Origin of the sequence: Rickettsia endosymbiont of Oedothorax gibbosus, from assembly GCF_936269705.1 — a bacterium.
Classification (GTDB): Bacteria; Pseudomonadota; Alphaproteobacteria; order Rickettsiales; family Rickettsiaceae; genus Tisiphia.
Genome location: NZ_OW370493.1, coordinates 1,249,427 through 1,262,164, shown reverse-complemented (window position 1 = coordinate 1,262,164; position 12,738 = coordinate 1,249,427). Strand labels below are relative to the sequence as shown.

The following is a 12,738-nucleotide window of genomic DNA, read 5'->3' as shown; positions in this document are numbered from 1 at the left end:
GGCAAAAGAGCTTGTTCTTAACACTAGTCCTAACTAGAAACTACCATTTCTTCTTACTATTGCAACTTCTTTATTCTCCTCTGATAACTTAACATAAAATTTTGTCAACAGAACCTAAGAGAAGCAGATAAAAGACTTGGTCTAACTAATGAACTGGCTAAGATTTTTCCCGCATTGCCTCATCAATTGACTATATACTGCCTTCTAGACAAAGGAAAGCATTATACCTAGTTATAAAAATTTTGGAAATATATAAGTCATTTAATTATAGCTGATTTTAGCGGATGGCGATCTAAGGCAAGTTTTAAATGCTTTGTTTGGATATGGGTATATATTTGGGTAGTGCTAATATCAGCATGTCCAAGTAGTTCTTGAATCACCCTAAGATCTGCACCACCTTCTAGCAAATGGCTAGCAAAACTGTGACGTAAAGTGTGAGGGGAGATATTATCTGGATTTAACCCAGCCTTAATAGCTGCTTGTTTTAACAGAATTGCAAAATTCTGTCTAGTCATATGACCACTAGCGGCAGAAGAGCAAAATAAGTAATTTTGACTTTTTAAATGTTTTTTGCTGATAAAGTTATTGCGAATAGTTAAATAATCTAGCAAGCTGAGGGCAGCCTGTTCATTAATGATCACCATTCTTTCTTTATTGCCCTTACCAGTTATAGAAAATATCTTTTTAATATTTTGCGACATTTTATCTTGCAACATTTGATTTGCTAAAATATCAGTTAGCTTGATACTGACAAGTTCAGAAACACGTAATCCACTTGCATACAATAAATGAATCATTGCTTTTAGGCGTATGGAATCAGTATCTTTATCTTGTTCGCAATATAAAAGTAAAGTTTTGATTTGATCAATCGATAATGTAGAAGGAAGTTTAGTTTGGTATTTTGGTAAATCTACCATCAAAGTAGGATTGTAATTGGTATGTTTTTCACTAATTAAAAATTCATAATAGTTTTTTATAGTTGATATCTTCCGATTGATCGATCTTGCTTGCAAGCCATTTTCTGCTAGATATTCTACCCAATCTCTAATATTTTCAGCTTTAATATTTAGTTCTGATAATTTGTTTTGTAATAAAAATTTTTGGAAATCTAACAGATCGCATTGGTAGCTAAGCTTCGAATTATTAGCTACTCCACGCTCAGCTATCATCATTTCTAGGAATTGCTCAATAAACCCCATCATATTAGTATATTTTTTGTGGAGGCCAGGGTCGGAATCGAACCGACGCATTGAGGATTTGCAGTCCACGGCATTACCACTTTGCTACCTAGCCCAAATATTGTAAATACTATAGTCAATTGATGAGAAATTGGTAACGTCGTCACTCGCCTATTACTTATAGGCATAGCTCCATCGTTTCTAGCCCCAAATTCTCCTGAATTGACTATAATCAATATTAGAGGAAAAGGCAATTAAATTTTATCAATCTGATATTATAATGCCACTTCCTTGCCACAAAAAGCCATAGAGATTTTGATGATTTTTTGAACATGGGAGTATTCTTTTATTTTAGCCTCATATTGTTTTTTTGCTATTTGATCTAGCTTTTCTTTGGCAACAGATTCTAAAATATCAGCAGACTTGCATATTTTATATTCAATAATAATGGCATTATCTTGCTTCCCAGCTCTAGGTATCAACATAATATCAGCCCTACCGCTACCAGTCTCTCTTTCGCTGTCTATTATGTAGTCGGAAGCTAAGGTATTAATCAAACCTAGCATAAAGCCACTATAAAACAGCTCGGCTTTTTTCTCGCCTGTTTGATAAAAACTAGTAGCATTGAGTAATAATTCTTGCAATCTTTCTTTAAATTGTTCTATTTTACCTGTCGGCAGCAAAGTAGCAAAAGAATAATATCGAGAGTGATCGATTTGTAACTGATCAGTTACCCATTGGAGCATTCTGGCATTATATATATATCGTACCTCTTTATTTGGTACCGACAATTCGTAAATATCTTCTTCTGGTTTTTTAGCAACAGGGTTTAAATAACCGCTAAATAACAACAAGCTAAATAATCCTACTGGTTTGTTGATATCAGCAAAACTAATTTGTTTGACAATCGGTGAGATAATAGCCTTTCCGGCAGCTAAGCTCTGTAAATCTTCCTGCATTCCATCTGACAATAATGCTTTATCAACAAGACCCGCCCCCCCACTATCAAGCCAATAATGGTCAAGCTTGCCTTTATGAGCCAAACATTGCATAATCGACCATGGATTATAGATGATCTCCCCACCAAAATTATAACCATTATACCAAGCTTTAATTTGTTCAGGATTAGTTGCTGTTGGCACTTTAGTTAATAACTCATCAACTTCTGCTTGAGTAAAACCATAGAACTTAGAATATTTTTCATCAAGCAAGCTATATTCACTAACATTATTCAAATCCGAAAATAAATTAGCTTTAGCAACCCGTAATATGCCGGTTATTACGCCTTTCTCTAAATAAGGATTAGTTTTTAAACTACTGCCAAACATCCCGCGGAATATTTTTAGTACATCATCAAATTCTTTTAATTTATCACCAAATTCAATGTATGAACTATTGATCGGCGTATCATATTCATCGATTAAGATGTATACTTTTTGATTAAAATGTTTGTACAGTACTTCACTTAAAACCCGTAAACTATCTTTTAAGTCTTCCTTATCAAGCTTTCCTGTAAAATATCGATTTAACTTTTCCTTTTGTGCATCATCTAGTAATTTTTCATCTGTTGTTATATAACGTTTTAAGTATCGATGATTTGTAAATAAATTAGTTACTTGATTTTTTATCCCATTTTCAATTTCTTGGTAGTTACTACCTTTAACATCCTTAAAATTTATGGAAATAACTGGAAATTGACCTTGTTGAGTCATGGCATATACATTACCGTTAATCTTTAAAGGCTCTAAAGTCCTTTTTCCTTTAATACCTAAATTGATTTCCCCACCGGTAAAGAGAATGCAATTGATTCTATCTTCTGTAGGTAAAGGAATACCATTTTGATCCACCTCTATCTCAAAAAATTTCTGGAGCATGTTCATATTCAAACTTTTACCCCAACGCCTTGGTCTGGTGATCAGGATTACTTCTCCACTATCTTCCAATAATTCTTTGATCATTAGGCTTTTATCAACAAATACATCACTATTTAGCAATAACGTCTCAAAATTATCGGTACCTATCCTCATTCTCGGTGGTTTATTGTTATTTTTAACAATATTAGTTTCTTTGGTTGATATATTATCAAAAAATTCTACTGTCATATTAATTTTATTATATTATAAACTTTATTAGGCTCTGTGAACAAAATTTTAATTGTTTAGATTTTGAGTATTTTTAAGCGAAAATTAATAAGATTTTTGCCGGAATAGTTAGTTCTATTTCAAAAAAATCTTATAATTTGCAGCTAAAAAGAGTCGAAATCTAAACAATTAAAATTTTGTTCACAGAGCCTAAGTAAATAATAACACAAACAATCTATCCTAGCGAATAGAATATTGGAGATAAATTTTTTACATCATACGTATAATTTAACCTAATTAGTTATTACTAATAGTTAAAATCACAAATAATAAAGCAAATTCAAAATAAAAAAACAATACCAATGCTCAAAGATCATTGGATACTTGCTGTCCTTGTAATTTTTTTTCTAAATTACTAAATTTTGAATATCGATTGTTATAGTGAAGCTGAACATTGCCAACAGGACCATTACGATGTTTTGCTATTAGAATATCCGCAACATTATATACCTGATTTAACTTACTTAACCACTCTGCGTGTTTTACATCACCCGCCGAAGGTTCTTTACGGGTCAAATAATATTCTTCTCGATAGATAAACATTACTATATCAGAATCTTGTTCAATAGACCCAGATTCCCGCAAGTCAGACAACATCGGCTTTTTATCTTCTCTAAGTTCAACAGCTCTAGATAATTGTGATAAAGCAATTACTGGAATGTTTAATTCTTTGGCTATCGCTTTTAATCCTTGAGTAATTTCCGAAATTTCATTTACTCTATTATCTGACTTGTTTATTCCTCTAATTAATTGCAAATAATCGATAAATAATATACCAAGATTATGCTTACGCTTCATTTTTCTAGCCCTAGTACGAATGGCAGCAATGGATAAAGCTGGTGTATCATCAATAAAAAATGGTAATTCAGAAAGAGTGATAACTTCCTTGCGTAATCGATTATAATTCTCTTCCGTCACATGACCTGATTGAAGAGCCGATGAGTCAATTTCAGTATGCATCGAAAGAAGACGAGTAGTAAGCTGCTCAGATGACATTTCAAGAGAGAAAAACCCTACTGATTGCCCCTCTTTTTCTTGTCCGTTATTTTTCAGATGTATAGCCTTACAAGTATTTATCGCAAGATTCATAGCAAAAGCTGTTTTCCCCATTGATGGACGTCCAGCAATGATCACTAAGTCTGAGTTCTGAAAACCTGATAATTTATGATCCAAATCAATTAAGCCGGTAGAAATACCTATTACATGATTAGAATTCTTCATGGCTCTGTTAATACTGGCAAGAGACTCTGAAAGAGATAAGCCAATTTTAACAAAGCTCTTATCATTTACTCCTTCACTGGCAAGATTATAAAGCTTACCTTCTGCATGCTCTATTTGTTGACTTGAATCATATTCTAAAGAAGCATCATAAGCATTGTTAACTACCTCTTCCCCTATCTGAATTAAATTACGCCTTACTGCCAAATCATAGATTATTTTTCCATAATCTAGAGGGTTAATTACCATCATTGACAGAGTGACTAGTTTATTTAAATAGTCACTACCACCTAATTGCTGAAATAATTCATCTTTTTCTAACATGCTTCTAAGTGTTACTGGAGTAGCGATTAAGCCTTTTTCTGTAATAACTTCAATAGAATTATAGATTTTTTGATGTAGTGGCTCAAAAAAATGATTTGGTCTTAGGAATTCTGAAACAATATTGTAGTAACCATGGTTAACTAAAATCGCTCCTATTAACATTTGCTCAGCTTGAACGTTTTCCGGTAAAGTTCGAGTAATAGGCACGACTATACCTGGCTCATTTGAGCCGTTTAACTTATTTGTTCTATCAATCGCTTTACTGCGAGCCATAATTTTTTCTTATCTTTAGGTCTAATTATTTAAAAACTTTTCTGCTTCTAAAGCTGCCATACACCCAGTACCAGCAGCAGTAACTGCTTGTCTAAAAATTTTATCTTGTACATCTCCAGCGGCAAAAACACCTTTAATACTGGTTTCCGTTGAATTTGGTTTAGTAATAATATAATTATCACTATCTATATCTAGTTGTCCTTTGAACAAACTAGTATTTGGCATATGTCCAATCGCTATGAATATACCAGTACAGTCAATTGAGCTAACCTCACCTGTTTGGGTATTTTCTAGCCTAGCTGAGGTAACTGATTTAGGATTATCAGTACCGATAACTTCAATCAGCTTATGATTCCAAACGACAGATATTTTAGGATTTTTAAATAATCTGTCTTGTAAAATTTTCTCGGCTCTAAAACTATCCCCACGATGCACAATAGTCACCTGACATGCATGATTGGTTAAATATAACGCCTCTTCAACAGCACTATTACCTCCACCAATAACTAATACGTGCTGATTTTTGAAAAAGAAACCATCGCAAGTGGCACAAGCTGAGACCCCATATCCTTTGAATTGTCCTTCGGAAGGAATATTAAGCCATTTGGCTTCCGCCCCGGTACATATTATAAGACTATCCGCCCAGTAAATTATACCAGATCCAGTGGTCACCACTAAGGGTTTTTTTGATAAATCTACCTTTTCTACATAATCATAGATAATTTCTGCCCCAACATTTTTTGCCTGCTGAGTCATTTGCTCCATTAACCAAGGACCTTGCACCGGATCAGCAAAACCTGGATAATTTTCAACATCTGTTGTAATGGTTAGCTGCCCGCCTGGCTGCATACCATGTAATAATATCGGATTTAGTGCTGCCCTAGCTGTATAGATTGCCGCACTTAATCCAGCAGGACCTGAACCTATAATAAGTACTTTAGTAGAAATAGTCATAATTAATATCCTTGTCAAAAATCATTTAGCCAGGTCATCTAACCAGAATTTTATATAGTTAATTTGATCACTAGTCATTAACGAAGGTACATGACCAGCATAATCAACAACAAAAAGTTCCAGCTCTTTATTTTTTTTCATTTGTTCAATAGTAGATTGTTGTAAAATATCAGACTTAGCTCCATGGATAACCAATAATTTACAAATAATTTTATTCCATATAGCCCACATATCAACATTTTTTTGCTTACTCGCATTAGCACTCATACCATATACTATGTTAGGATCATAATTCATTTTATATTTTCCATCTTGAGTTTTTATAAAACTATATTTGGTAAGATAATCCCAATCTTCCTCACTACTAATACCAAATTGGCTATATATTAGCTTTAAATGTTGCTTGGCACTAGCTAAATCAACAAATAAGGGTACTTGACCTGCATATAGACCAATTTTAACTAAAGGGGATGACGGAATAAAAGGGCCTATATCATTGATAATCATGGCTTTGATAAGTTTGTTATATCGACTAGCTAGAACCATACCAATTATTCCGCCCATGGAACTACCAAGCCAAATACAGTTCTTAATACCTAACTTCCTTAGAAAAAGTACTGTATCTTTTATATATACTGGATAGTTATAATGCTCTTTCTTTTTAAAAATATCACTATTTCCACGCCCTGGATAATCTATAGCAATTACTCGAAATTTATCACTTAATGCCATAGCAATTTTATCAAAATCATGAGCATTTCTAGTCAAGCCATGGGCACAGACTATGACATTTTTATTATTAGGGTTGCCAAATTCAAGATAAGCCAGCTTATGAGATGGGATATATTGTGAGCCAAACCAATTAATATACGATCCAACTTGGATGAATTTTTGTATCATTTCATTTCTAATTTTTTTACGTCATTGCGAGCCACCGTAGGTGGCGTGGCAATCCATTGACTTCTCAGTTTTCCTTGGATTGCTTCGTTGACCTACGCTCTCCTCGCAATGACGGTTTCTCAATTGACGAAGCAATCAATTTTTAATCACTTTCTTATATTTAAATAATTAATTCACGTCAATTCGGGATAAGGATATTGTGAACATGTAGATTAAAATCAAATTTTGTTGAAGGTTTATTTTTTTTTAATGAGTAAGCAACAAGAGTAGATAATATATGGACAAAGGCATTTATTGGTGATCTATGTCTAGTATGTTCAAGGTTCATTTTATTTTTTAGATAATCAAAAACTGTTTCAATTAAGTTACGCTTTCGAAGTAAGATTTTTTCTTTCAAATCCATTAATTTATTTTCCATATTCTTCTTAATTCCATGAATCATTTTTAAGCCTCTTTCATATAAATTTAAGAACAAATTTTGCTTAATATAACCTTTATCAGCTGCTATAATTCCAGTTAATCTTTTTGTTAACTCCGGTACTGGAACCCTATCATCTACATTGCCTTTGGTCACTTTTAATGCCATAAACTCCCCTTTATTATTGATTATTACATGTAATTTAAAACCATAAAAATACCCCATAGAGGATTTACTATGTTTGGCTAATCCTTTAAAAACTTTATTGCTATAACGCCTTTTATTGTGACAAGCTTTAATCGTTGTAGAGTCAATAAAATAAATACCTGTTTCCTCACCAAACAACAAATGAATCAACATATTTAGCGGTATGAATAATCGTGCCATTAATTCAACAAATCTATTATAACTCAAGGCTTTGGGAAAATCATCCTTATGCATGCACTCTATATAACTTTTATAGAAAAATTTAAAATTCTTAGCATAGGATGTATGAAACATAATTATTATTGTTAACATTTCACTTAGACTCATGCTACAACAGCGATTTCTTTGCTTATTTGATGGTAATAACTTTCTCTGTTCATACTCCAAATAAATTTTACAAAAATCATCTATAAAACTATATAATTCTGTGATATCTTTTTTCATGCCTGTAGTTTGTTTTTTTGTTTAAAAATATAAATACTGCAGGCACTCCTTTTTGACAATCCTTTTATCTATTACTATTTCATCTATATCTTATCCCGAACTGACGTAATTCAAATCGCTTAAAAATATACTTACCATAAATGGTATATATATTACACTAAAAATTAAGGAAAGAAATACTGTAGTAGCAACTTTTTCTGGATGGAATTTTTGTAGACTTGCTATAACAATCAGATTGGCTGCCATAGGGGCAGTGGCAAGAAGCCTAAAAGCATTGTAATAATTCTCATCATACCATCCTAAAACAAATTTATCTAAAAGGATAAATAAGTTAATTCCTATTGGATAAAATAGAAATTTTGCCATAAAAGTGGCAACAGTAAACTTTATGTCTATTTCAAATTTTTGCAAAGTTGAAAGAGCTAAACCAACCATAACCATACCAAGTATAGAAAATGACCCTCGCATATTATATATAAAATCATCTAAAAAATCAGGTAAAGTAAAGCCAGCGAAACTAAATAAACAACCAAGTAAAAAACCATTTAAAATTGGTAGCTTTACAACTTTCAAGATACTTTCACTACTATTGGCAAAACTTCTGGCACAAATATAAAATCCCACAGAGCATTCAAAAATATTTACACCTATAACTGCCATCATATAGATACTTAAAACATAATCATCAAAGAGAGCAGCAGCTATTGGTAGCATAAAATAACCACCATTAGCGGTACCGGCAGATAATGCTATAATGTTTCGTGTATGATCAAACCAATATCGTCCAAAAAAATAGTAGGAAAATATTGATAAGGAAGTAGCAATAAAAAAAATAACTACAGTAACGCTTAATGATGATAAAGTTAAAGTAGTACTGGCAGGAATAGCAAAAAAAACAATAGGAGATATAAAATAGAATAACAACGAAGCTATACTATCTCTTTCAACTTTAGAATATCTTCCTGCTAGGAAACCAATTACTACGCTCAGTAAGACAGAAATGGTTTTAAAAAAAACTATACTAAACATTGCCATGCAATAAAGCCAGAATATATAAGATTCCTGTTTTAGTCAACCTTTGAGAAAATAGCAATTTTATTTTACAATTAATATAAATAAAGTGTCTTTATTCACCTAATTCTTGTATTGCAAGACACAGATCTGCTAATTGAGTTCTATATTTTTGCTTACTAAGGTAGCGACCATTTAGTTTAAGATTTTCAAAATCTTTGTTACTGGTCGGTAAATGTTGACAAATCTTTACTAATTCCTCATCACTAATAAAATGTCTCCTTGGTAAATCTATGGTACTTGCTTGTTCTTCCCGATAAGCTGCCATAATTTTCATTTTATTAATAAAAAACTCTGAATGATTATAGAATCTGACTTTTTGCCAAGCCTTTTGTGTATCAACAATATAATTTTTAATATTAAGCAAAGATTTTATTTGTTCGTCATATTCATTTTGCAGATTATTATCTTGGATTATTGATTGTAATATTTTGTAAATCGGTTCTAAATATTCAACATCTTTAATAGCATAATCTAGCAGATTAGCACTAAGGGGACGTTTTAACCAATCAGATCTTTGGTAAGTTTTATCAATATGAACGAAGCAAATTTTACTGCATATATCCGAATAGCTTAAATGTTTACCAAAATCACAAATACCAGCAGCAATTTGTATGTCAAAAACATTTCTTGGCAATTTCTTAAATAAATGATAAAATATCTCAAAATCCTCTCTAGGAGCGTGAACTATTTTAAGAATTTTCTCGTTCAAAAATATTTCGTTAAGAGGCGAAAGATCCAAATCACATAAAGTGTCAATTATCACTTTATGACTACTAGTCATGATTTGTATTATGCTAAGCTGAGCAAAATAAGTATTCTTACGCAAAAATTCAGTATCAACACTTATAGTCTTACAATCCAATAACTGCCGACAAAATTCGTTTAATATTTTTTGATTATCAATAATCAGCATTTTTGAAGTATTAGTAATTAAATTGCTCTTGATCTAAAGGATTTACGTAATTTAGTGTTTTTCCATGCTTATTCGTGGTTATACTCAAAGAATAGCTTAACAGCTTTGCAGCACTTTGTCAAATGATGGAATCATTAAGCAGCACATATATTGACATTATATGTACATTTGGATGTATAGTCAAATGATGAGAAGTTGGGGACGTTGTAACTCGTTGCTCCTCATAAGCGTTAGTTTAAGAAAACAATAATTGAAAAACCGTCATTGCGAGGAGACCTTAAGGTCAACGAAGCAATCCAGAAAAGTGATTAGAAATGGATTGCTTCGTCGACCTAAGGTCTCCTCGCAATCTGATGTATCCCCACGAAATTGTTGCAAAATAGCAAGAATTGATAGAATATCTTCATTATTTAATGATGATGGAGATAGTAGGTTATGGATGTAAAAACAGTATTAAATGAAGTAATAAAAGAACATTGTCCTTTTATACAAATAATCGTTTAAATGCGTTACTTGATGTTGCAGAAGGCTTGCGATATAGTCAGAATTTGTCTTTGAGTGCAATTGGCAGGAACTTGAGTGGTGATAGTAAAGTAAAACATAAAATAAAAAAAGTTGATAGATGTATAGGTAACAAACATTTATATAACGAGGTTGATAATCTCTATAGTGCTTTATCATATTTCATATTTGAGTTTATCAAGCATTCTAATGATGACAGTGTTGTGATTGATTTATGTTATCTTAAAGATGATCGCATGGCACAAATGCTAAGTGCTCAATTTTGTACAAGAGGGATGAGTTTACCTTTGTATCAAGATGTGTTTGAAGAAGGTGAATTAAAGGGCAGAACGGTAGAATTTTTAAATAAATTAAAGAGTATAATACCTGATGGAAAAAGGGTTATTGTGATTATGGACGCTGGCTTTCATATTGAATGGTTTAACGTCAGTTCGGGATAAGATATAGATGAAATAGTAATAGATAAAAGGATTGTCAAAAAGGAGTGCCTGCAGTATTTATATTTTTAAACAAAAAAACAAACTACAGGCATGAAAAAAGATATCACAGAATTATATAGTTTTATAGATGATTTTTGTAAAATTTATTTGGAGTATGAACAGAGAAAGTTATTACCATCAAATAAGCAAAGAAATCGCTGTTGTAGCATGAGTCTAAGTGAAATGTTAACAATAATAATTATGTTTCATACATCCTATGCTAAGAATTTTAAATTTTTCTATAAAAGTTATATAGAGTGCATGCATAAGGATGATTTTCCCAAAGCCTTGAGTTATAATAGATTTGTTGAATTAATGGCACGATTATTCATACCGCTAAATATGTTGATTCATTTGTTGTTTGGTGAGGAAACAGGTATTTATTTTATTGACTCTACAACGATTAAAGCTTGTCACAATAAAAGGCGTTATAGCAATAAAGTTTTTAAAGGATTAGCCAAACATAGTAAATCCTCTATGGGGTATTTTTATGGTTTTAAATTACATGTAATAATCAATAATAAAGGGGAGTTTATGGCATTAAAAGTGACCAAAGGCAATGTAGATGATAGGGTTCCAGTACCGGAGTTAACAAAAAGATTAACTGGAATTATAGCAGCTGATAAAGGTTATATTAAGCAAAATTTGTTCTTAAATTTATATGAAAGAGGCTTAAAAATGATTCATGGAATTAAGAAGAATATGGAAAATAAATTAATGGATTTGAAAGAAAAAATCTTACTTCGAAAGCGTAACTTAATTGAAACAGTTTTTGATTATCTAAAAAATAAAATGAACCTTGAACATACTAGACATAGATCACCAATAAATGCCTTTGTCCATATATTATCTACTCTTGTTGCTTACTCATTAAAGAAAAATAAACCTTCAACAAAATTTGATTTTAATCTACATGTTCACAATATCCTTATCCCGAATTGACGTGTTTAAGGAAATAGAAAAACAAGGGTGGAGTTGGGTGTGTCGGGTACGACAAGGAAAAGATTTAAAATTAGCTAAGAATGAGGATTGGATATCAGTTGAAAATTTCATGCCATCAATTGGTTCAAAAACGATGGAATGTGGTACGATTCTGCTAACCAAAGCTCATAAATATTCCTGCAGAATGGTTACAACTTGCAAAGTCCCTAAGGGTCGAGTGCAGAAGGTTAGCAGGAATCGTACTAGCAGTAAAACAGCAAATGGTTCATATAACAAAGCTGCAAAAGAACCTTGGATATTGGTAACTAACTTAAGTTCTGATGAATATAAGGGAGCGGAAATAGTGAGGTTATATAGCAAACGTATGCAAATAGAGGAGACGTTTCGAGTGATAAAAAGTCATAAATTTGGTCTTGCTGGAAGATATATTCGAACTTTAGATGTGAATAGATGGGGAGTTTTAATGTTACTATCTGCCATTGTTATTATAACATATTGGGTTATAGGTGTGGTAGGCTATAGCCAAGGTATGCAAAGAATTTTCCAACCTAACACAGTAAAAGATAAAAAGATTTATTCGTATTTTACCCTTGGGAAATTTATTATTGAATTTAATTATTTGCATGCCATAAAACCATTGGTAGAACCCCTGGCATCTATTATAAAGACGGAGCTTTGTCGTGCTTAATTTCGTGGGGATACATCAGATTGCGAGGAGCCGCTAAAACTCGATAATCAAGTTTTTTTGCAG

At 32.1% G+C, this 12,738-nt stretch carries 11 protein-coding genes and 1 tRNA gene; 3 read left to right on the top strand and 9 right to left on the bottom strand.

The window, feature by feature from the left end; all coding sequences use genetic code 11:
- Positions 1-257: 257 nt before the first annotated feature.
- The 9 genes from NBW66_RS06955 to NBW66_RS06915 all read right to left on the bottom strand — a co-directional run bounded on the left by NBW66_RS06955 (position 258) and on the right by NBW66_RS06915 (position 10,044).
- The gene (locus tag NBW66_RS06955) at positions 258-1,199 is read right to left on the bottom strand and encodes a site-specific tyrosine recombinase XerD (RefSeq protein WP_250312154.1); all 942 of its coding nucleotides are present in this window, start codon (positions 1,197-1,199) and stop codon (positions 258-260) included.
- 19 nt (positions 1,200-1,218) lie between these two features.
- Positions 1,219-1,293 (bottom strand) — tRNA-Cys (locus NBW66_RS06950).
- Between the two features lie 160 nt (positions 1,294-1,453).
- Positions 1,454-3,280, bottom strand: a complete 1,827-nt coding sequence (locus NBW66_RS06945; RefSeq protein ID WP_250312119.1) for an AAA family ATPase — start codon at positions 3,278-3,280, stop codon at positions 1,454-1,456.
- Positions 3,281-3,625: 345 nt separating this feature from the next.
- A complete protein-coding gene (locus NBW66_RS06940) occupies positions 3,626-5,134 on the bottom strand; it encodes a replicative DNA helicase (protein WP_250312118.1) in 1,509 nt (502 codons plus the stop codon).
- 21 nt (positions 5,135-5,155) lie between these two features.
- The gene (gene trxB, locus NBW66_RS06935; RefSeq protein WP_250312117.1) at positions 5,156-6,088 is read right to left on the bottom strand and encodes a thioredoxin-disulfide reductase; all 933 of its coding nucleotides are present in this window, start codon (positions 6,086-6,088) and stop codon (positions 5,156-5,158) included.
- 21 nt (positions 6,089-6,109) lie between these two features.
- Positions 6,110-6,988 (bottom strand): alpha/beta fold hydrolase, encoded by an 879-nt coding sequence (locus NBW66_RS06930; protein WP_250312116.1) that lies wholly within the window; start codon positions 6,986-6,988, stop codon positions 6,110-6,112.
- A gap of 178 nt (positions 6,989-7,166) precedes the next feature.
- Positions 7,167-8,057 carry an IS982 family transposase gene (locus NBW66_RS06925; protein ID WP_250310582.1) on the bottom strand — a complete coding sequence of 297 codons (891 nt, stop codon included), beginning with the start codon at positions 8,055-8,057 and terminating at the stop codon, positions 7,167-7,169.
- A 90-nt stretch (positions 8,058-8,147) separates the two neighbouring features.
- Positions 8,148-9,092 carry an AEC family transporter gene (locus tag NBW66_RS06920; protein WP_250312115.1) on the bottom strand — a complete coding sequence of 315 codons (945 nt, stop codon included), beginning with the start codon at positions 9,090-9,092 and terminating at the stop codon, positions 8,148-8,150.
- Positions 9,093-9,183: 91 nt separating this feature from the next.
- Positions 9,184-10,044 (bottom strand): ribonuclease D, encoded by an 861-nt coding sequence (locus tag NBW66_RS06915; RefSeq protein WP_250312114.1) that lies wholly within the window; start codon positions 10,042-10,044, stop codon positions 9,184-9,186.
- Positions 10,045-10,520: 476 nt separating this feature from the next.
- Between NBW66_RS06915 and NBW66_RS06910 the strand changes: the two genes are divergently transcribed.
- From NBW66_RS06910 to NBW66_RS06900, 3 genes are all read left to right on the top strand, one after another.
- Positions 10,521-11,006 (top strand): hypothetical protein, encoded by a 486-nt coding sequence (locus NBW66_RS06910; RefSeq protein WP_250312113.1) that lies wholly within the window; start codon positions 10,521-10,523, stop codon positions 11,004-11,006.
- Between the two features lie 90 nt (positions 11,007-11,096).
- The gene (locus NBW66_RS06905) at positions 11,097-11,987 is read left to right on the top strand and encodes an IS982 family transposase (RefSeq protein WP_250310582.1); all 891 of its coding nucleotides are present in this window, start codon (positions 11,097-11,099) and stop codon (positions 11,985-11,987) included.
- Position 11,988: 1 nt separating this feature from the next.
- Positions 11,989-12,675 (top strand): transposase, encoded by a 687-nt coding sequence (locus NBW66_RS06900; RefSeq protein WP_250312112.1) that lies wholly within the window; start codon positions 11,989-11,991, stop codon positions 12,673-12,675.
- The last annotated feature ends 63 nt before the right edge of the window (positions 12,676-12,738 follow it).

Excerpts from the sequence above, each read along its gene's own strand:
- NBW66_RS06955 (WP_250312154.1), bottom strand. The coding sequence starts at position 1,199 with ATGGGGTTTATTGAGCAATTCCTAGAAATGATGATAGCTGAGCGTGGA.
- NBW66_RS06945 (WP_250312119.1), bottom strand. The coding sequence starts at position 3,280 with ATGACAGTAGAATTTTTTGATAATATATCAACCAAAGAAACTAATATT.
- NBW66_RS06940 (WP_250312118.1), bottom strand. The coding sequence starts at position 5,134 with ATGGCTCGCAGTAAAGCGATTGATAGAACAAATAAGTTAAACGGCTCA.
- trxB (WP_250312117.1), bottom strand. The coding sequence starts at position 6,088 with ATGACTATTTCTACTAAAGTACTTATTATAGGTTCAGGTCCTGCTGGA.
- NBW66_RS06930 (WP_250312116.1), bottom strand. The coding sequence starts at position 6,988 with ATGATACAAAAATTCATCCAAGTTGGATCGTATATTAATTGGTTTGGC.
- NBW66_RS06925 (WP_250310582.1), bottom strand. The coding sequence starts at position 8,057 with ATGAAAAAAGATATCACAGAATTATATAGTTTTATAGATGATTTTTGT.
- NBW66_RS06920 (WP_250312115.1), bottom strand. The coding sequence starts at position 9,092 with ATGGCAATGTTTAGTATAGTTTTTTTTAAAACCATTTCTGTCTTACTG.
- NBW66_RS06915 (WP_250312114.1), bottom strand. The coding sequence starts at position 10,044 with ATGCTGATTATTGATAATCAAAAAATATTAAACGAATTTTGTCGGCAG.
- NBW66_RS06905 (WP_250310582.1), top strand. The coding sequence starts at position 11,097 with ATGAAAAAAGATATCACAGAATTATATAGTTTTATAGATGATTTTTGT.